The sequence below is a fragment of the Halomonas sp. N3-2A genome (assembly GCF_002216165.1).
Classification (GTDB): Bacteria; Pseudomonadota; Gammaproteobacteria; order Pseudomonadales; family Halomonadaceae; genus Vreelandella.
In genome coordinates, this window is sequence record NZ_CP022286.1 from 2,389,422 (window position 1) to 2,408,412 (window position 18,991).

Here is an 18,991-nt window from a genome sequence, read left to right on the forward strand (position 1 = left end):
TTGGATCGTATCAAAATGACTACGTAGGAGTTCACGCCATGACCCGCTTCAACTGGGACGACCCGCTGCTGCTCGAACACCAACTCACCGATGAAGAGCGCCAAATTCGTGATGCCGCTCACGACTACTGCCAGGAAAACCTGCAGCCACGCGTGCTGAGTGCTTTTCGTGAAGAGCGCTTTGATCGTGAGATCATGAGCGAGATGGGTGAGCTTGGCCTGCTGGGTGCCACTGTTGCCCCGGAATATGGCGGCTCAGGCGTGAACCATGTGGCCTACGGACTGATTGCCCGCGAAGTAGAGCGCGTTGATTCAGGCTACCGCTCAGCCATGAGCGTGCAGTCATCACTGGTGATGTACCCGATTGAAGCCTATGGCTCTGAAGAGCAGAAGCATAAATATTTACCTAAGCTCGCCAGCGGAGAAATGGTCGGCTGTTTTGGTTTAACCGAACCTGACCATGGCTCAGACCCTGGTTCAATGATCACTCGGGCAGAAAAAGTTGACGGCGGCTACCGCTTAACCGGTGCCAAAATGTGGATTACCAACAGCCCGATTGCCGATATTGCGGTGGTTTGGGCAAAGTCCGCCGCCCACGACAATCAAATCAAAGGCTTTATTGTTGAGCGCGGTACCGAAGGCTTCAGCACACCCAAAATTGAAGGCAAGGTGTCACTTCGCGCCTCCATCACCGGTGAAATCGTACTGGACAATGCCTTTGTCCCTGAAGAAAACCTATTGCCTAACGTTAGCGGTTTAAAAGGACCTTTCGGTTGCTTGAATAAAGCGCGTTATGGCATTGCCTGGGGCGTTATGGGCACCGCTGAGTTCTGTTGGCATGCCGCACGCCAATACACCTTAGACCGCAAACAGTTTGGCCGCCCGCTGGCTGCAAATCAGTTGATCCAGAAGAAACTCGCAGACATGCAAACCGAGATCACCCTGGGCTTACAGGCAGCACTACAGGTAGGTCGCCTGATGGATAGCGGCAATTGGGCACCGGAAATGGTCTCACTCATCAAACGCAATAACTGCGGTAAAGCGCTGGATATCGCTCGCCAGTCTCGCGACATGCACGGCGGCAACGGCGTTTCCGATGAGTACGGCGTTATTCGTCATATGGTGAACTTGGAATCGGTAAACACCTACGAAGGCACTCACGATGTACATGCCTTAATCTTGGGCCGTGCCCAGACCGGTATTCAGGCATTTTTCTAAATAGCGACAAGTGAGGCACTTAATGAGCACAGCAGCCAAGCCACTAGCAGGCATCAAAGTACTCGATATTTCACGTGTACTGGCTGGCCCGTGGTGCGGGCAAATGCTCGCAGACATGGGGGCTGATGTGATCAAGGTAGAGCGCCCCGTCAGCGGCGATGATACTCGCCACTGGGGCCCTCCATGGCTCTCTGGCAGTTCAGAGTCGGCCTACTACCTCTGCGCCAACCGGGGCAAACGCTCGGTCACCGTCGATATGGCCAAGCCTGAAGGCCAGGCATTGATTAAGCAGCTCGTCGCCACCTCCGATGTGTTACTTGAAAACTTCAAAGTGGGCGGTTTGAAAAAGTACGGTCTGGACTATGAGAGCCTGAAGGCACTGAATCCTCGGCTTATCTACTGTTCAATCACCGGCTTTGGCCAGGAAAGCCCTTACGCACACCGCGCCGGTTACGACTTCATGATTCAGGCAATGGGCGGCATTATGAGCCTGACTGGCAAGCCTGATCATGAACCCGGCGGTGGCCCCGTCAAAATCGGCGTTGCCTTTACCGATATTTTCACCGGCCTATATGCCGCCAATGCCGTGCTGGCAGCGCTTTACCAGCGCCGCGATAGCAACGTTGGATGTCATATTGATATGGCGTTGATGGACGTGCAGGTGGGCGTACTGGCGAACCAAGCGCTCAACTACTTAACCTCCGGTCAAGTGCCTCAGCGGCTGGGGAATGCACATCCCAATATCGTTCCCTACCAAGCATTTGCCACTGCCGATGGCCATATGATTGTTGCCGTCGGTAATGACGAGCAGTTTAAGCGTTTCTGCCAAGTGATCGATCAGCCAACGTTGCCGCTGGACCCACGGTTCGCCACCAACGGCGCACGGGTGCAGCACCGCACTGTATTGGCTCCTCTACTGGAGGCTGTATTACTAACGCAGAAAACTGATGAATGGCTGGCTGCCTTTGAAGCCGCCGGTGTGCCTAGCGGGCCAATCAACACCTTGGATCGCGTCTTCGACGACCCCCATGTCAAAGCACGTGGCTTGAAGCAAACGCTTCCCCACAGCCAAGCCGGTCACGTCGATTTAGTCGCGAACCCTATCCGTATCAACGGCGAGTCCATCAGCGCTCAGACTCCCCCACCCTCACTGGGTGAGCACACGCAGCAGGTGCTTGACGAGCTTGGCATTACCAGCGAACAGCGCCACGCACTGCAACAAGCTGGCATTATTTAACGCTCGTTATTCTCCTTTTTTCATATCTACTTAACGATTCATCTTAGCGCCCGCCTGGGCGCTTTTTTGTCGCTACGGCGCACCTATCAATTTCTATACAAAACCTATACGAAAAGTTCACAAGCGACTAAACTGACTTCGTCTATGATTAGATAGTTAAAAAAAATTTTAAATTAACCGGCAACGGCTAACGTAGATTGGCCAGCGAGTAACTTGGCGCACTGCTATAGGGGGATTTCATGGGTCACTGCGCACGGGTAGACGGTAGCTGCAAACGATGCGAGGGGGACCTTCCTTTTGATTTCACTATGGCCTTTCAACCGATTGTAGACGTGTCACTTGCTCGCGTGGTGACACATGAGGCGCTTGTCAGAGGGGTTAATGGCGAATCTGCCTGGAGCGTTATCTCTCAGGTGACTGACGGCCTACTGTATCGGTTTGATCAAGCTTGTCGCGTTAAAGCGATTGAGATGGCAAGCGCTTTGAATATGCCAACGGCGTTATCAATCAACTTTTTACCCAATGCTGTCTACGAACCGGAAGCCTGCATTCAAGCAACGCTTGATATTTCTCGACGCGTTGGATGGCCAATGGAGCGGCTAATTTTTGAAATCACTGAAACCGAACGCGTACGTGACCGCCAGCACCTGCGCAATATCATCGAAGCCTATCGCGAGATGGGCTTTAAAACAGCCCTTGATGACTTTGGCAATGGCTATGCCAACCTGGATCTGTTGACTGACCTAACACCGGACAAGCTCAAAATCGACCGCGAGCTGGTGATGAACTGTGACCATGATACGCGTCGCCAAGCGCTGCTCAACTCCATCATTTTGCTAGCTAAAGAGTTGAACATGACGCTCATTGCCGAAGGGGTAGAAACACGCGAAGAAGCATTATGGCTAGCGCGGGCGGGCATTGTTCGTCAACAAGGCTTTTTCTACGCCAAGCCGGCTATTAATTCCTTAGGCCCAGACCTAACCTCGCAATTATTAGACTTAAGAGAAGAGGTGTACGCAGGCTTAGAAGCATCAAGCTACTGATGCAAGCCTATTGCTTACTGCCTATTACCGATTATCTTTTAACTACTCTCCATTAACTACTATCTTTTAATCAGCGTCTTTTAACGACTGTCTGTCACCTGCTGTCTGTCACCTACTACCCATTACCCCCGTTTTATCGTCTATATAACGAATTTGAAACAATGACGACCGAACCTGTCACATAAACAGTGACACTACACATTTCTCACAGGCACCATCCAACACCCAAAGGAGTTGAGCCATGAGCAACGCCGAGCTAAACGAACTGAAGCAGAAGTATGTCGCAGCGGGCGCCGCCAGCCCCGCCACTGCTTTTGCAGATCGCGCTGAGAATGCTGAGATCTGGGACGCCGACGGCAATCGCTTTATCGACTTCGCGGGCGGTATTGGCGTTTTGAACGTAGGCCACCGTCATCCTAAAGTGGTTGCTGCGGTGAAAGCCCAGCTGGATAAGGTCATGCACACCTGCCAAACAGTGATGCCTTATGAAGGCTATGTAAAAGTTGCTGAAAAACTTAGCCACCTCGTACCGGTTCGCGGCCACGCCAAAGTAATGCTGGCTAACTCCGGTGCAGAAGCGTTGGAAAATGCCGTTAAAATTGCCCGCGCTGCCACCGGTCGCTCTAACGTCATTTGTTTTGACGGCGGTTATCACGGCCGAACGTTCTACACCATGGCCATGAACGGCAAAGTAGCTCCCTATCAAACCGATTTTGGCCCGATGCCAGGCACGGTCTTCCGCGCTCCTTATCCGGTGCCCTACCACGGCGTCAGCGAAGACGAAGCCCTTCGTGGTCTGAAAATGACCCTGAAAACCGACGCCAACCCAAAAGATACCGCCGCGATTGTCTTGGAGCCGGTGCTTGGCGAAGGTGGTTTCTATCCTGCATCTAAAAGCTTCCTGGAGAAGATCCGCGAAATTTGCGATGAGCATGGCATGCTGATGATCATCGACGAAGTGCAGTCTGGCTTTGGCCGAACCGGCAAAATGTTCGCCATTGAACACAGCGGCGTTGAGCCGGACATCATGACCATGGCGAAAAGTATGGCTGACGGTATGCCAATCTCTGCGATTGTCGGCACCGACAAGGTCATGGACGCCTCAGGCCCCAACTCGCTCGGCGGCACCTATACCGGCAGCCCTACCGCCTGCGCCGCGGCACTAGCCGTGATGGAAGTCTTCGAAGAGGAAAATATTCTTGAGAAAAGCCGAGCGCTGGGTGAAAAGCTAGCGGCTCGTTTTGGCGAGTGGCAGACCAAGTTCGACTGCATTGATAATGTACGCAACATGGGCGCTATGGCGGCATTTGAACTGGTCTCGAACAAAACGGATCGCACGCCCAATCCAGAACTTGCCGCAGCGCTGTGTAAGAAAGCCCGTGAGGAAGGGTTGATCCTGCTCTCCTGCGGCATGTACGGCAATACGATTCGCTTTTTGATGCCTGTCACGATTGAAGACAGCGTCCTCAACGAAGGGCTGGATATTATCGAATCTTGTTTGGAGTCGCTGGTTTAGCAGTTACTAGCGCCAACATAGACGCCGCCCAATCGGGCGGCGTTTTAGTTACTTAACCCCGCTTAGTCAGGGCTGTCTCTTACCGAGGACGTCGGTCGCCTTCGAGGAAATTAGCCGTAAAGACCGCTTTGCCGTGAGTCTCGAACGACCACTTCATCACATCGCTTAAAGCGGTCATCACCGCATCGAACTCTCCGAACACCTGGGTACTCATTCGATTAGGGTGAACTTCTAATCCTGTCGCTTCCAAACGTTTTACCACCTCTTTCACCACTGGCTTAAAATCATCGGCCAGTGGGTAATAGCTTAGCTGTACGGAAAGATACATCCTGCCTCCTTATACGCTTTATGCGCGCTTACTGGCTCCCTGTGAAAAGCTCTGCCATGCCGCCAATATAGCCGCCCGTGTCTCATCAGGATGTTCCATAGGGAACATATGAGTACCGGGAACCTCACTGATAGCTAACCCACGACGCTGAAGCCGCTTGACCCGTGTGGGGGTGAGCAAATGCGACTCCTGCCCTGCTACCAGGTGGATCGGCACACCGACGCGACGTGGCAATCCCGATAGATGATCCGGCAGATGGCGAAATATCTCTACCTCAATACCTGGGTCGAAGGTTAGCTCAGCGCTACCGTCATCCAGCAAGCGCGTGCCTGCTTCAATGTAGTCGTTCAATGCCTCTGGGGTAAAGCGGCGAAATAACCCACGGCGGCGCAGCGAGTCAGCCATGGCTTCTCGGCTAGGCCACACACTGCGCCGCCCCTGGGTTTTACCAGCAGGGGTGATGCGGTCCATAAAACCAAATCGCTTCGCCGCTTTCATCACCCAGGCATCCGGCCCCAGCATCAACGGCGGGTCAAGCATAATGACGCCGCAGAAGCGTTCTGGCTGTTTATCTGCCGCCATGGCCATCAGCGTACCGCCTAACGAGTGACCAACACCCAATAACGGCGCGTCTGTAACCGGCAAGTAGCTCAACAGTTCATCGACTAAATTGCCCCAGTTATGGTTCACCGGGTAATCCGGGTGATGCCCCAATCGATCTAGCGGATGGAGGTCAAACGACTCTGCCAGTGGTTCCAGCAGCGTGCGATAGCTTAAGCCAGGAAAGCCATTCGCATGGGCAAACACTAAACGAGGGCGTTGGGTGGCATGGGCAGACATGGTTAGCTCGCAAGGTAGGAAGACAGGAAAGCAGCGTGGCAGCAGCACCCACGCTAACTAGCTAGCAAGTAGACAAACTATCATACGTCTGTTTTAACGCGCCTTTGTATGAGCGTCAATCGACATAAGTATTAACAGGCTAATTAAAACAGCGAGAGTTGCTGAACGGTGGCTTCTTCTGCCAAACGATAGCCCACGCCTAATAGCCGAACGGGCCTCTCCCCTCGCGCCCAACCAATAGTTAACAGGGATTCGAATTGATCCAGGCTAGGTGCTGGGTCGGCGTGTTCAACCGTGGTTTGGGTAAAGTCGTTGAATTTGACCTTGACCATGACGCCACGCACGCCGGGCGCGGGGTCTAGTCTGGCATAGCGCTGCTCTAAGTCGTTGAGCAGATCTGGTAATTGTCGGCGACAGGCTTCCAGGGTGGGTAAGTCCTGGGAGTAAGTTTGCTCGGTGCTGATCGATTTCCGCTCACGATGAGTTTTCACTGGTCGCTCGTCGCGCCCAAAGCTAAGCTCGAACAGCCGATGACCGAAGCGGCCAAACTGTTCGACCAGCTCAGTGAGCGGACGAGACCGCAAATCCGCACAAGTTTGAATACCCAACCCCGCCAATTTTTCAGCCGTGCGCGGCCCTACGCCGTGGATTTTCTTGACCGGCAGTTGCTGCACAAAGCCATCGATATCGTTCGGCGTGATCACAAACAGACCATCGGGCTTGCGCCAGTCGCTGGCAATTTTGGCAAGAAACTTATTGGGTGCGACACCTGCCGAGACGGTAATGCCTACTTCCTGCTTAACCCGTTGGCGAATCGCTTCGGCCATCCGGGTGGCGCTGCCGTTGCACAGGGAAATATCAGTAACGTCTAAAAAGGCTTCATCTAGCGAGAGCGGTTCAATCAGTTCAGTCACATCGCGATAAATCGCAAATACTTGACGCGCCACCGCTTTGTATTTGGCCATATCACCGCGGATAACGGTCAAATGTGGGCAGCGTTTGAGTGCCTGCGCCATGGGCATGGCCGAGTGGATGCCAAATTCGCGGGCGGGGTAGTTACAGGTAGCGACAACCCCGCGCTGCTCAACGCTGCCGCCTATCGCAATAGGCACATCGTTAAGCGCTGGGTTGTCGCGCATTTCAACCGCTGCGTAGAAGCAGTCACAGTCGCAATGAATAATTTTGCGCACAGGTTGCCCTTGCCTCCGCCCTTACCTGTAGATAATCACAGTTTACCACAGGAAAAGCCGAGGTTACGTACCGCAAAACGTTCTTAGTACCTGCTCGTTTTCCGTTGCGGGGGCTGCAAGGCGGCGTGCTTGTGCGGATTCATCAAAGGGCTGGGTGACCACAGCAAGTAAGCTGTGAAACGGCGCAAAATCGCCCTCGTAAGCCGCATCAATAACTTCCTGAACGCGGTGATTGCGGGGAATAACAACCGGATTGGCTCCCCGCATAGCCGCTAAGCGCTCGCTGTCTTGGCTGGCAACCTGTGCGGCTTGCCACTTATCTAGCCATGCCGCCAACTCATTGGGCTGGGTGGTCAGCGCCAGCAGTGCTTCTTTATGCGTTTCACTTGAGGTGCTGGCGTAATGTGTCAGCGCATCAAAGGTGGCGGTCATATCCATCCGCCCCTGGTGCATCTGGCTTTCCAGCATCTCCATTAGCGGTACCGCTTGGTCGCTGTCTGCTGCAAGGCCGAGCTTATCCGCATGCAGGCGGCGCTGCTCGGCATCAAACAGTGGCCCAAAGCGGCGGATGATATCGGTGGCCTGCTCGACGACGGTATCGCCCTCTTCGCGCATCAGCGGCAGCAGCGTTTCGGCAAAGCGGGCTAGGTTCCATTGAGCAATGGCGGGCTGGTTATCAAAGGCATAGCGCTTGCCTTGATCAATCGAGCTGTAGACTTTTTGCGGGTCAAACTGCTCCATAAAGGCACAGGGGCCGTAATCAATGGTTTCTCCGGCAATGCTGCAGTTGTCGGTATTCATCACGCCATGAATAAACCCAAGGCTCATCCACCGCGCCACCAGCGCTGCTTGGCGAGCAACCACCGCCTCTAACAAGGCTAAATAAGGATCGTCTGCACTAGCGGCTTCGGGATAGTGACGCTCAATCACATGGTCGGCCAACGCTTTCAGGGCAGCTTCATCTCTGCGTATCGCAGCAAATTGAAAGGTGCCCACACGAATATGACTGCTTGCCACGCGAGTAAATACTGCGCCGGGCTCAGGCAGTTGGCGCACGACTCGCTCACCGGTCGAAACAGCAGCTAACGCACGGGTGGTGGGTACGCCCATTGCAGCCATAAATTCACTGACCAGATACTCCCGCAGCACCGGCCCCAGCGGCGAACGACCATCACCACCACGGGAAAATGGCGTGCGCCCGCTGCCCTTGAGCTGAACGTCGCGCCGTATGCCATTCTGGTCGATGACCTCCCCCAGTAACAATGCGCGGCCATCGCCCAGCTGCGGTACAAAGTTACCAAACTGATGCCCAGCGTAACCCAGCGCCCGTGGCTCTGCGCCCGGCGGCAACTGATTGCCACTAAACCACTGGGCAAGGGTGGCATCATCAGGCTTACTCTTCAGCCCTGTCTTAACCCCCAGCGTTTCTGCCAGGCGCTCATTAAATGCAATCAGCGTGGGCTGGCTCACTGGCGTGGGCTGGCAGGCCATCCACAGTGGCTCGGGAAGCGTTGCAAACTGGTGTTCAAATGACAGCACGGGCGACTCCGCTGTTGGTGACAATCGTTGCCTAATACCCTAGCACTTTAGTCAAGTAAACGCTGCTGCAAACAGCCGACAGCATGCTCTAACACTGGTGTTAACGGCGCACGCCACTGATGGGTTAATAGCGCATCGGCGCGAGTGACGCCCAACGACAGCGAGGCCACCGGCAAACCCATGGCGTGGGCATCACGGCAGAAGCGGTAGCCGGAATACACCATCAACGAGGTACCCACAGCCAACACGGCATCGGCGTTTTGCAGCCCTGCTTGGGCAGCCAAGCGCCGCGCTGGCGGCACCACATCGCCGTAATAGACAACCTGGGGCTTTAAGATGCCTTGGCAGCGCGGGCAATCCAGCACCTTAAACGTCGAAAAATCAGTTTCTAAATCCGCATCGCCGTCGGGCGCATGGTGGGCATCTAGCGCTGCAAAACGCGGGTTCATCCTGGCCATTTCGCTGTGCATGGCGTGACGCATAAGTTGATAACCGCATGTCATGCACGCCACCACGTCTGCTCGTCCGTGCAGATCAATGACCTTGCTAGAACCCGCCCACTGATGCAGACGGTCTACGTTCTGTGTCACCAACAGCTCCACATAGCCCATGCTTTCAAGCGCCGCTAGCGCTTTATGCGCACCGCTCACTTGGGCTTCACGCATGGCTTTGAAACCGATCAGCGCCCGCGCCCAATAGCGCTGGCGCACGGCAAGTGAGGCCATAAAATCGCCATGCTGTACCGGCGGCGGTCGCTTCCACTGCCCGTCGGCATCGCGGTAATCAGGAATGCCGCTGTCGGTGCTTACTCCCGCGCCAGTAATCACCCACAGTTTAGGGTGGCGCTCAATAAACTCCGCCAGCGCTTTCCCCGCCTGCGCGATGCTATCTGTCATTTCCACGGCCTGCGTCAATGGATCACCCTATGCAACACTGCGACAAGTAACCGATACTGTATGACAATAAAGGGGTATGCAATATGCCCTCGTTATTCAACGTAAGGAGTGTCTCATGCAGTGGGATCACGAGATTATCATTGTCGGCGGTGGCATGGTGGGTGCCGCTCTGGCGGCTCGTTTAGGCCATACCGGCATGTCGGTTGGGCTGGTAGAACGCGGCAGCGCCCCCACCCCGCTCAGCGGCGATTATGACCTGCGTATCTCCTCACTCAATGCCCGTTCATTGGCGTTTGTAAAAGCGAGCGGCACCGTACTTCCCGAAGAGCGCTGCTGCCCGTTTCGTCATATTGATGTCGCCAACCAGGATGGCTCCGGCCACTCGCTGTTTTCTGCCCAGGACAGTGGTATGGACGACTTCGGCATTTTTATCGAAAACCGCACCCTGCAATATGCGTTGTGGCAACGTTTAGAGAATCTTCCCAGCGTGACCTGCTACACCCAGTGCGCACCGCTCAGCACCATGGCGGCCAGCACCGGCCGCATGCTGGAGTTAGATAACGGCAAAACCTTAAGCGCCCGCTTGATTGTTGGCGCAGATGGCGCGCATTCGACGCTACGAGAACTTGCTGGCATTGCCGTTAGTAGCTACGACTACCATCAGCGGGCGATGATTATTAACGTGGAAACCGAGCTACCCCAACAGGATATTAGCTGGCAGTGCTTCACCCCCACCGGCCCGATTGCCATGCTTCCCTTACCAGGCCATCGTGCATCGTTGGTGTGGTATGACAGCGACGAAGCCACCAAAGCCCGCGAACAGCTCTCCAACGACGCCCTAAAAACGACCGTTGAAACAGCCTTTCCCAAGCGGCTAGGCAAGCTAACCCGTGTGGTCGCAAAGGCGAGCTTTCCAATTAGACGCCAGCACGCCAAACGCTATATCGGCAAGCGCTTAGCCCTGATTGGCGATGCCGCCCACGTGGTGCATCCGTTGGCAGGGCAAGGGCTGAATATTGGCCTGCACGATGCCGATACCCTGGCAGAGCTGATCATCAAAAGCCGCGACCCAGGTGACGCTATCAGCCTGCACCGCTTCGAATGCCAGCGCCGCTTGGCCAACCAAGCCATGATTGCCGCCACCGACAGCTTCCATCACTTGTTTACCGGTGCAAAACCGCTACGCCAGCTGGGTGATCTCAGCCTGCACCTTGCCGAACGCGTACCGCTCGCCAAACGCATGATGATGCAACAAGCTAACGGGCTAAACCCATTTAAAATGCGCTAAAGCCGACTACGCTATGAGGGTGGCAACGCAGCCGTTGCCAACAATAATCATAACAATCCCTCATTTAAGGAAGGCGTATGGTTCTCAAGCAACGACACTCTTTATTAACCGTGGTGACAGTTACCAGCCTCGGATTACTGGCAGCATCACCGCTACTGGCCTGGGATGGCGTCGTCGAAAAGCAAACCTTCGAGATGCAAGACTTCACCACTCAAGGCGGCGAGATGATTCCCGAACTTGCGGTGGGTTGGGAAGCCTACGGTGAATTAAACGACGCCCGTGACAATGCCATCTTAATCACCCATTTCTTCTCTGGTACCAGCAACGCAGCAGGTCGTTATGACCCGGATGGCGAGCCAACCGGCTACTGGGATGCCATCATTGGCCCCGGCAAACCACTGGATACCGACGAGTACTACATTATTGCGTCCGATACGCTGGTGAACCTCAACGCCCACGACCCCAATGTCACCACCACTGGCCCCGCCTCTATCAATCCAGACACCGGCGAACCGTGGGGAATGGATTTTCCTGTGGTAACGATCCGTGACTTTGTCGAGGTACAGCGTGCGTTGTTAGAGAGCCAGGGCATTGAGTCACTACACGCGGTCATGGGTGCCTCAATGGGGGCGCTTCAAGCGTTTGAATGGGCCAGTGCTTACCCTGACAAAGTGGATAGGTTGATTCCCGTTATCGGTGGCGGCGTTACCGACCCCTGGTTGCTGGCAACGCTTAGCGCTTGGGCGGCGCCCATCCGCTTAGACGCCAACTGGAATGAGGGCGACTACTATGATGGCGAGCCACCCACCGATGGCCTAAAAGAAGCGCTCAAGATCGTCACTCTCAACGCCAATCACTGGCAGTGGGCCAACGAAACCTTCAACCGCGATTGGGCCGACGAAGAGCGCGATCCCGCTCAAGATATCAACGCCCGCTACGCCATTGAGCAAACGCTGGATGACGTCGCCGCCGCCCGCGCCGAACTTTCTGATGCCAACCATCTGCTGTACTTGGTTCGCGCCAACCAACTCTTTATGGCGGGCCACGGTGATTCACTAGAAGAAGGACTGGCCGCCATCGACGCCCCCACGCTGATGCTGTATAGCGAAAACGACCTCGTCTTCGCCCCCGAAGGCGTGCGCCGCACTGCCGAGCTGATAGAAGCCGACGGCACCGAAGTGACGCTTGAAACCCTGGAAGGCAACCGCGGTCATTTAGATGGCGTCGTCTCCATCGACCAAGCCAGCGAAACGCTGCGGGAGTTTTTGAAATAGCTTTTGAAATAACGAAGTAAGCACTGGCTTCCCTGGAAGCCAGTGCTTGAAGACTACGAAGCGTTGCTAATCGCCCAGTTTCGGTATCACTACTGATAAACGCGCGGAAAAACTACTCGCCCACCACCTCAGAAAAGTGGCCCGTTTTTTCTAAGGTATATTCGCCAAAATCCCGCGCCAAGAAAAGCGAGCCTGAATAGGCGCCCTCAGCTTCTTTGCGGATGTCCTCGATGGACGGCGACGCATTGGGGCTAAACTGATAACGCGGGCTGAAGTGCGTCAGCACCAAATTAGGTAGCTTTATCGATTCGGCAAAAGCTGCGACAAGCTTGGCGTAACTATGCCCCACATCACCGACCTTCTCAGCCATCTCTTCGGTATAGGTGGCCTCATGCACCAGCACCTGCGCCTCTGCACACGCCTCGTTCAATAAGTCAGGTTGATCATTATCCCCAGCGATCACTACTTTCCTGGGCGTGTTCTTGAAGATTAGGTAGTCATGGCTTTTTAACGGCTCACCTGCAAACTCAATATCAACCCCTTGCTTCAACTGCCCCCACAACGGCCCTCTTGGAATCCCCTTTTGCGCTAGCTTTTCCATGTCCAGGGCAGCATCAACCTTTCGCTCCGTAAATGCATAGGCATAAGACGCCACCCGATGTGAAAGGCTGAATGTCTCAACCGCGATGTTCTCAAACTCAACGCTTGGCAGGTCGTCTGAGGCGATAAACTCCAAGGCAAAAGGTAAGCATAGCTGCGTCACCTCACAGGTTGCCGCCAACCAAGTTTTGATACCTGCGGGCGCAACGATGGTCAGCGGCACTTTCCGGCCCCCCATGGCCGCACTCGCCAGAATGCCCGGCAGCCCGTAGCAGTGGTCGCCGTGCACATGGGTAATCAAGATGGCCTTCAACGAATGGAACGACAGCTTGGTATGCAAGACCTGATGCTGGGTGCCCTCACCACAATCAACCAGGTACCACCCCTTACCTTTGCTTTCACGCAAAGCGATCCCGGAGACATTTCTTTGTTTGGTGGGCACACCGGCGGAGGTACCGAGGAAGAGTAGGTTCATATCGCGTCCGTGCTTTCTCTTTAGAAACCTGAACCTAGTCTGGCGGCATACAGATTTCCAATAAGTTTGGTTGCTCAGCTTTTTACGACAGGATGCCAACGACAACAGTCGCAATCGTTAAGCGGCCTCAAAGTCCAATGGCTGCAGGTCGTCCAAATTAATTGTGCTGCGAGCCACCCATAGGTCATACATGTCCTGCATTGATAGCCAGCTCTCCGGGGTACGTCCGAGAACCTTCGACAAGCGCAAAGACATTTCGGGGCTAATGCCACTATCCCCTTTGAGCAACCGTGACAAGGTGGATGGTGAAACGCCCAAGTTGGAAGCAAGCTGACGGGAGCTTATACCAAAAGGTTCTAGGTACACTTCCCGAATAAATTCGCCGGGATGCGGCGGATTATGCATCGTCATTAGTGATAATCCTCATAATCAAGAATGTACGCATTGCCATCTCGAAATTCGAACGTCATGCGCCAATTTCCGTTGATCCAAATTGACCACCGCGCTTTGTCTCTCCCCTTCAAAGGGTGGAGCCTAAAACCAGGGATATCCATATCTTCTACTGACACGGCCGTGTCCAGAGCGGCAAGCTGCATACGCAATTTCTTGGCATGATCCGCCTGTATACCAGAGGTGCTACCACTAGCGTAGAAGCGCTTGAGTCCCTTGTGGCGGAATGATTTAATCATAAACACATCATAGCTTGTTGCGCACCGCGCAACAAGCAGGCTTATATTATTTGAATTACCCGAACCCGAGCCAACAACTTACCCTTTCGGGATTTAGAGTAGCGATAATCTAATTTTTCCAGTGTAGGGAATCGCTCTAGGATTCGTCAGTACATACCTGGCTATACATGGGTTTCCTCTGGGATATGAACCAACAGGTCAGTCACCCCGATATCCACACCCGCCTGAGATAGCAAAGTAGAAACTTGCCCACGATGGTGAGTGTGATGATTAAAGAAATGAAGAACCAAGCTCGAGTATCGTTTATTTGCAGGAATCCCTTTGCTATTGCGATAGCTGAGAACGAAATCCAGGTCACCGTCGGATAGTTCGGTTACCCAATCAATAATTCGCTGATCCAACCAGCTTCGGTGTTCAAATAGACGACCAAAATCTTCAAAGGCAATCTGATCTAGCCTGGTCGGCTTTGGAAGATCAGCAACCTCGCGCAAAGAGGCCGCACAGGAGGGGTGTGTAGCAAACCGTTTGAGCCAGATAGTGTCACCCACTAGGATATGATTTAGGGTTCCTAAGATGGAACCGAAGAAAGCCCCACGGTCTTTGGCTAAATCAGCGGCGGAGAGGTGGCCTGCAGCCTCATAAACCTTTGAGTTCATCCACTGATTGTAGGAAGCCAGCATTGCAAAGTGATCTTTAAGGCTCATCCGAGGTTCCTCTCAGGTATAACGTCGAGCATAGAGGCGCGAGCTTGCGAGCGTCCTGCGCGCGAAGGGCACGTACTGCTGCGCCTAGTCATACTATTTTTCTTTCGGGGTTACCTTCAGCAAGTTAAGTTTGGTGCTCAATACTCTAAGCCCAAGCTCTGACCTGATAAAATTCCTAACCTCAACAACCAACTCAGTATGATTAGCACTTCCTGACAAGGCTATGTCATTCACAAACTTATCGCATAATTCAACTTGTTTGGTATTTCCGTACAAATGAATATAGCTAATCGCTCGCTCAACTTCCCTATAATTACCGAGAATGTCAACATTTCTTCCAAGCTCAATAAAGACATCATATGCTTCAGAAAGGTATTTTAGTCTAATTTCACGCTGCTTATTCCTAACATCACGCGCAGCATTAAGTTTGTGGGCTACAACCCAGCCAATCACTGCCGCCAGAGTGGCAATTGTAGTTGGTATCAATAACTTCCAGTCCATCTTTTGGGTACACCTCACTTTATGTATAACGCCGTGTTAAGTAGTGAGCAACGCTGTCACCAAGCCTAAACCATTGCACCGCAAACACGAAACCCAACCTTGAACTGAAAATACCAAGCGTTGGGTATCACTCTTAAATGCCTTGTTATGTGCTATTTTTACCATCATAGGCTAAAGCAGCACTTTTTAGTTGCTGAATATCTGATGCACACAAATGGCGTTTTAATGCTTCAAATTTTTCTGTAGGCCAATCATATATTTTCAACTGCAAAAGCTCATCAATTACAGATATCTCAAAGCGATACTTGACTAGTTTTGCCGGTGTACCACCAACTACACTATAGGGAGCAACGTCTTTAGTAACAACACTATTGGCTGCAACAATAGCTCCTTCTCCGATAGTGACGCCAGGCATTATCATCGCTCTCATTCCAAGCCATGCACCATCACCTATAAAGGTATCCCCTTTACCAACATATGCTTCATCAATGTAGTCCATAAATGGGTATAAACAGAACCAATCTGCTCGATGGGTATGATTTCCGCCCATCAAAATAATGACTTCCGCGCCAATACAGACATAATCACCAATATGAAGCTTATCGATTTCCCAACGCGGCTCCCACTTACGACTCACTTCGTCACCATGTAGATACCTAATAACCGACTCTTCAAAGCCGTTGTCCCAGCAATCACTGTAATAACTGTGAGTACCCTTTATTGAGATATTAGGATTAGTCACTACTTCATGTAGCAACTGATATTTTGACCAATGTTTATTCTGCATACTAAACCTCAAGCTAATATTAAACAATAAAAACTATTGAGTTAACACTTTGCTCGTCAGTGAATTCGAGGTTGCTTTAATAGAGGAATAAGTTTCATAAAAACACTCTGAGATAGAAGGTAACTGATGATAGCAAATGGCACCAAATTCAGCGGACGATTGAAGCGAAGTATAAACTGTTCCACTGTAGCTGATTGTTTAGTGCCACACCCTATTCATCGCTGCTGTGTTTATCCCTGTTTTTGCGCATACTCTCGAAGCAATTCGGGAAGCTTTTCCTGCGCTGGAAACTTACAAAAACTATGCTCTGCGCCAGTGGTAGCCCACTCCAGTTTTTCATCTGTGTAAGTTTCAATAAATGGTTTGTAGGTTCGAGAATCCTCTAGCAACGTTGAGCGAACATTAACAAAGTTATCCATACCTTCGGGTCGAGTGAACAGCCAGCTCATACAATGCCCGCAGAAATAGTGGCGAGTGTTCCCATGCAGCCCACCGATAACAGGCTCTCCGGTTTTGATTGAGAATGCCTCGCTTGGATAAAGCGAACTCAAGCTAAACGCGCTAGATGTCATTTGCTGACATCCTGTGCAGTGACATGCCATGGTGATCATTGGCTTAGCGCTAACCTCAAATTCTACCTGCCCGCAACGACAATGGCCTTTAACCTTACTTGATGTACTGTCCACTGAAATTTACCTCTAAGTTGGATATGGCTAGCACTCTCCCCCTTCCCCAGTCCAGAGGTTGGGAAAATGGCTATATGGCGCATAACGCCGCGCTCTGCGGAAAATTTTGAGCCGCGAAGCGGTGGAAAAATTTTCCGCCAACCGTGAATGGTTAGGGAGTATGTATACGCTGCAAAATGAACGCAACACGCTCATTAATATTGCCTCGTGGGACTTCCAGTGTTTCGTACCCCCACTGCGAATACCACCTTTTCATACCGTCAAACACCGCTACGGACTCCTCAAACGTTTGATCACGCTCTGAATCAGTATCGTAAATTTCTTTCCATGGCGGCAGAAGAAAGATAACGCTGTTATATGGAAATTTTTGAACGTATTGCGCTATTTCAGCTCGCGTTAATGCGCTCTCCGCATCGAGCATATACAGCGCATCCAGTACTCCGCGATCAAACAACATGGCATAGTCGCAGGAGGCTGCATTCTGATACTTTTCGATATCCGCACTAAGTATCTCTTTGGCAAAAGAGACAGGGTCCGGTCGAGGCGATAACCCCGCCGCTAACCGCTCTTTGATTATTTTCCTAGCGGACTCCGGTGCGAAGCTATATCCACGCTCCGCTAGAGCACTCAGAATGGTCGTTTTTCCACCACCAGGGCCGCCGGTGACTACGAATCGATGGTTCATCTCACTCCTAACGAGGCTGTAGGAAAACTAGATTTCGAGCTGTCTCCCCTGCCTATCATCCTAATTTATTTACTCAGCAAGTTTTGCCCCATGCGGTGAATCAACGGAGTGGCAGAGCCGATCCAGGGCGTGGGTTGCCCACAGGGCAACCAGACTGGGTCGTGCTTCACGATTTGAGGTAAATCTCCGATAGCCATGGGATTGAGCGTCACTTCATAGTAGAAGTCGGCTTACCCCATCACCCGCTCATCCGATTTCAAAAGACGCCACGCCAAATAGGCGAGCTAACGGCAGGGTTGGCGCCTCCCCCCGGTACATTCGGGCGGTTTCAAATGACTCCCTCATGCCATACTGCTCAGCCAATGACACAGCCGCAGGGTTGATGGCTGGCACATCAAGGAAAATCGGGTCCGATGGCGTCGTGCGGGCTCTCAAGGCGAGAAGAAGCGACTCGGCCAATGCCGGGCTGTCCGCTAACAGGGGACCGACCTTGTAACCGTTGCGGCATTTCCGGATAACCCCATAGCCAGACAGCCTGTCATGCTGCATCACGCCCAGTGCATGAGCATCGGGCTGGCTGATCCAGGCACGGGTGAACTGTTCCCTGTTGGCAGGAAAAAAGGGCCGGTCATAGGCGTCAATGGTCTCAAAAGGCAGGCTGGATAGCTCGACGACCCCAGCGTGTTGAGGCGCCTTTCCGCCACCCCTTCCCTCGTAGCGAATGTTGCGATAGGCCAGCGTAAAACCGGATTTCCGGTAATTTTCCTGCTGATCAAAGACACCATCGAGTCCGATGTGCAGGCCTTGAAGATAGCTCATCCCGGCCTGCCATAGTTGAAGCCCATACCCTTGTCCCCGGTATTCCGGCTTGACGATATAGAAGCCAAGAAAACCAAAGGCGTCGTCGTATTTGATCACCGAGATGGTGGCGATAGGCTCGTCGTCAAGCAGGCCGACGAGGAAACCCTTCGGGTCGGCGGAAAAATAGCAGTCGGCATCGTGGAACCCCGGATTCCAGCCTTCCTTTGCGGCCCATTCCATCGCGAGGTCCAACTCTTCGCGACTCATCGCCCTGATCCTGTAGCGGTTATTGTTCATTGGTTGCTCTACGGAACATGAAAACGTCTTTATAGCTTAGGCCTTATCAGAAAAGCGCGCATTGCTAACTAACAGGATCTGTAAATATGCACTGGCAGATGGCCGCTTAGGCTCGAAAACGGTTGATGCAGTCCTCTCACCTGAATCTACCCGATTTATTCCTTTTAGAGCAAAGCCAATTTTGGAAAACAGTCCAAACGTCGCTTGTCGACAAGCCTGTTAGCGGTCAATTAAGGAAGAGCTTGAAATAGTAGAGTTAAGTGACAGCCCTAATACTAATGCCAGTCATTGAAGGCTGACTGGCATTATCCCCTAGCCCCATATAGCAAAGCGGCCACCTCCCGAAGCGTGCACCGCACATCATTCCCGAGTCACCGCACTGTCATTCCCGAGTGGGG

General features: G+C 52.8%; 20 protein-coding genes. 6 read left to right on the forward strand and 14 right to left on the reverse strand.

What is annotated here, in order from left to right:
* Window positions 1-38 precede the first annotated feature (38 nt).
* The 4 genes from CEK60_RS11175 (at window position 39) to gabT (ending at window position 5,013) form a co-directional block, all read left to right on the forward strand.
* Window positions 39-1,217, forward strand: a complete 1,179-nt coding sequence (locus CEK60_RS11175; protein WP_083001338.1) for an acyl-CoA dehydrogenase — start codon at window positions 39-41, stop codon at window positions 1,215-1,217.
* A 22-nt stretch (window positions 1,218-1,239) separates the two neighbouring features.
* The gene (locus CEK60_RS11180; RefSeq protein ID WP_089039092.1) at window positions 1,240-2,454 is read left to right on the forward strand and encodes a CaiB/BaiF CoA transferase family protein; all 1,215 of its coding nucleotides are present in this window, start codon (window positions 1,240-1,242) and stop codon (window positions 2,452-2,454) included.
* A gap of 239 nt (window positions 2,455-2,693) precedes the next feature.
* Window positions 2,694-3,497 (forward strand): EAL domain-containing protein, encoded by an 804-nt coding sequence (locus CEK60_RS11185; RefSeq protein ID WP_089039093.1) that lies wholly within the window; start codon window positions 2,694-2,696, stop codon window positions 3,495-3,497.
* A gap of 241 nt (window positions 3,498-3,738) precedes the next feature.
* Complete coding sequence (gabT, locus tag CEK60_RS11190) at window positions 3,739-5,013, forward strand: 4-aminobutyrate--2-oxoglutarate transaminase (protein ID WP_089039094.1); 1,275 nt, start codon at window positions 3,739-3,741, stop codon at window positions 5,011-5,013.
* Between the two features lie 79 nt (window positions 5,014-5,092).
* Here gabT and CEK60_RS11195 read toward each other — a convergent pair whose 3' ends face one another.
* From CEK60_RS11195 to CEK60_RS11215, 5 genes are all read right to left on the reverse strand, one after another.
* Window positions 5,093-5,341 (reverse strand): YkoF family thiamine/hydroxymethylpyrimidine-binding protein, encoded by a 249-nt coding sequence (locus CEK60_RS11195; protein WP_089039095.1) that lies wholly within the window; start codon window positions 5,339-5,341, stop codon window positions 5,093-5,095.
* 18 nt (window positions 5,342-5,359) lie between these two features.
* Complete coding sequence (locus CEK60_RS11200) at window positions 5,360-6,181, reverse strand: alpha/beta fold hydrolase (RefSeq protein ID WP_089039096.1); 822 nt, start codon at window positions 6,179-6,181, stop codon at window positions 5,360-5,362.
* 143 nt (window positions 6,182-6,324) lie between these two features.
* Window positions 6,325-7,371: a DNA polymerase IV gene (dinB, locus tag CEK60_RS11205; RefSeq protein WP_089039097.1), complete on the reverse strand. Its 1,047-nt coding sequence runs from the start codon at window positions 7,369-7,371 to the stop codon at window positions 6,325-6,327.
* Window positions 7,372-7,434: 63 nt separating this feature from the next.
* Window positions 7,435-8,910: a protein adenylyltransferase SelO gene (locus CEK60_RS11210; RefSeq protein WP_198361356.1), complete on the reverse strand. Its 1,476-nt coding sequence runs from the start codon at window positions 8,908-8,910 to the stop codon at window positions 7,435-7,437.
* Between the two features lie 47 nt (window positions 8,911-8,957).
* Window positions 8,958-9,806 (reverse strand): NAD-dependent protein deacetylase, encoded by an 849-nt coding sequence (locus CEK60_RS11215; RefSeq protein ID WP_089040904.1) that lies wholly within the window; start codon window positions 9,804-9,806, stop codon window positions 8,958-8,960.
* A 115-nt stretch (window positions 9,807-9,921) separates the two neighbouring features.
* Here CEK60_RS11215 and CEK60_RS11220 point away from each other — a divergent pair, with 115 nt between their 5' ends.
* Window positions 9,922-11,094 carry a UbiH/UbiF/VisC/COQ6 family ubiquinone biosynthesis hydroxylase gene (locus CEK60_RS11220; RefSeq protein ID WP_089039099.1) on the forward strand — a complete coding sequence of 391 codons (1,173 nt, stop codon included), beginning with the start codon at window positions 9,922-9,924 and terminating at the stop codon, window positions 11,092-11,094.
* A gap of 77 nt (window positions 11,095-11,171) precedes the next feature.
* The gene (locus tag CEK60_RS11225; RefSeq protein WP_089039100.1) at window positions 11,172-12,368 is read left to right on the forward strand and encodes an E22 family MetX-like putative esterase; all 1,197 of its coding nucleotides are present in this window, start codon (window positions 11,172-11,174) and stop codon (window positions 12,366-12,368) included.
* A 112-nt stretch (window positions 12,369-12,480) separates the two neighbouring features.
* Here CEK60_RS11225 and CEK60_RS11230 read toward each other — a convergent pair whose 3' ends face one another.
* The 9 genes from CEK60_RS11230 to CEK60_RS11270 all read right to left on the reverse strand — a co-directional run bounded on the left by CEK60_RS11230 (window position 12,481) and on the right by CEK60_RS11270 (window position 18,563).
* Window positions 12,481-13,443: a ribonuclease Z gene (locus CEK60_RS11230; RefSeq protein ID WP_089039101.1), complete on the reverse strand. Its 963-nt coding sequence runs from the start codon at window positions 13,441-13,443 to the stop codon at window positions 12,481-12,483.
* Between the two features lie 117 nt (window positions 13,444-13,560).
* Complete coding sequence (locus tag CEK60_RS11235) at window positions 13,561-13,854, reverse strand: HigA family addiction module antitoxin (RefSeq protein WP_089039102.1); 294 nt, start codon at window positions 13,852-13,854, stop codon at window positions 13,561-13,563.
* Complete coding sequence (locus tag CEK60_RS11240) at window positions 13,854-14,132, reverse strand: type II toxin-antitoxin system RelE/ParE family toxin (protein WP_089039103.1); 279 nt, start codon at window positions 14,130-14,132, stop codon at window positions 13,854-13,856. Before CEK60_RS11240 ends, CEK60_RS11235 begins: the two co-directional genes overlap by 1 nt.
* A 161-nt stretch (window positions 14,133-14,293) precedes the next feature.
* Window positions 14,294-14,836 (reverse strand): DinB family protein, encoded by a 543-nt coding sequence (locus CEK60_RS11245; protein ID WP_089039104.1) that lies wholly within the window; start codon window positions 14,834-14,836, stop codon window positions 14,294-14,296.
* Between the two features lie 93 nt (window positions 14,837-14,929).
* Entirely contained in the window at window positions 14,930-15,337 is a 408-nt protein-coding gene (locus tag CEK60_RS11250) for a hypothetical protein (RefSeq protein ID WP_089039105.1), read from the reverse strand.
* 145 nt (window positions 15,338-15,482) lie between these two features.
* Window positions 15,483-16,124 carry a CatB-related O-acetyltransferase gene (locus CEK60_RS11255; RefSeq protein ID WP_089039106.1) on the reverse strand — a complete coding sequence of 214 codons (642 nt, stop codon included), beginning with the start codon at window positions 16,122-16,124 and terminating at the stop codon, window positions 15,483-15,485.
* Between the two features lie 230 nt (window positions 16,125-16,354).
* Window positions 16,355-16,810 carry a GFA family protein gene (locus CEK60_RS11260; RefSeq protein WP_446718628.1) on the reverse strand — a complete coding sequence of 152 codons (456 nt, stop codon included), beginning with the start codon at window positions 16,808-16,810 and terminating at the stop codon, window positions 16,355-16,357.
* Window positions 16,811-16,961: 151 nt separating this feature from the next.
* Window positions 16,962-17,495, reverse strand: a complete 534-nt coding sequence (locus CEK60_RS11265) for an AAA family ATPase (RefSeq protein ID WP_089039108.1) — start codon at window positions 17,493-17,495, stop codon at window positions 16,962-16,964.
* 246 nt (window positions 17,496-17,741) lie between these two features.
* Window positions 17,742-18,563, reverse strand: a complete 822-nt coding sequence (locus CEK60_RS11270) for a GNAT family N-acetyltransferase (protein ID WP_232471376.1) — start codon at window positions 18,561-18,563, stop codon at window positions 17,742-17,744.
* Window positions 18,564-18,991: the final 428 nt, after the last annotated feature.

Coding starts and splice junctions, on each gene's coding strand:
- CEK60_RS11175 (WP_083001338.1), top strand. CDS start 39: ATGACCCGCTTCAACTGGGACGACCCGCTGCTGCTCGAACACCAACTC.
- CEK60_RS11180 (WP_089039092.1), top strand. CDS start 1,240: ATGAGCACAGCAGCCAAGCCACTAGCAGGCATCAAAGTACTCGATATT.
- CEK60_RS11185 (WP_089039093.1), top strand. CDS start 2,694: ATGGGTCACTGCGCACGGGTAGACGGTAGCTGCAAACGATGCGAGGGG.
- gabT (WP_089039094.1), top strand. CDS start 3,739: ATGAGCAACGCCGAGCTAAACGAACTGAAGCAGAAGTATGTCGCAGCG.
- CEK60_RS11195 (WP_089039095.1), bottom strand. CDS start 5,341: ATGTATCTTTCCGTACAGCTAAGCTATTACCCACTGGCCGATGATTTT.
- CEK60_RS11200 (WP_089039096.1), bottom strand. CDS start 6,181: ATGTCTGCCCATGCCACCCAACGCCCTCGTTTAGTGTTTGCCCATGCG.
- CEK60_RS11215 (WP_089040904.1), bottom strand. CDS start 9,806: ATGACAGATAGCATCGCGCAGGCGGGGAAAGCGCTGGCGGAGTTTATT.
- CEK60_RS11220 (WP_089039099.1), top strand. CDS start 9,922: ATGCAGTGGGATCACGAGATTATCATTGTCGGCGGTGGCATGGTGGGT.
- CEK60_RS11225 (WP_089039100.1), top strand. CDS start 11,172: ATGGTTCTCAAGCAACGACACTCTTTATTAACCGTGGTGACAGTTACC.
- CEK60_RS11230 (WP_089039101.1), bottom strand. CDS start 13,443: ATGAACCTACTCTTCCTCGGTACCTCCGCCGGTGTGCCCACCAAACAA.
- CEK60_RS11235 (WP_089039102.1), bottom strand. CDS start 13,854: ATGACGATGCATAATCCGCCGCATCCCGGCGAATTTATTCGGGAAGTG.
- CEK60_RS11240 (WP_089039103.1), bottom strand. CDS start 14,132: ATGATTAAATCATTCCGCCACAAGGGACTCAAGCGCTTCTACGCTAGT.
- CEK60_RS11245 (WP_089039104.1), bottom strand. CDS start 14,836: ATGAGCCTTAAAGATCACTTTGCAATGCTGGCTTCCTACAATCAGTGG.
- CEK60_RS11250 (WP_089039105.1), bottom strand. CDS start 15,337: ATGGACTGGAAGTTATTGATACCAACTACAATTGCCACTCTGGCGGCA.
- CEK60_RS11255 (WP_089039106.1), bottom strand. CDS start 16,124: ATGCAGAATAAACATTGGTCAAAATATCAGTTGCTACATGAAGTAGTG.
- CEK60_RS11265 (WP_089039108.1), bottom strand. CDS start 17,495: ATGAACCATCGATTCGTAGTCACCGGCGGCCCTGGTGGTGGAAAAACG.
- CEK60_RS11270 (WP_232471376.1), bottom strand. CDS start 18,563: ATGAGTCGCGAAGAGTTGGACCTCGCGATGGAATGGGCCGCAAAGGAA.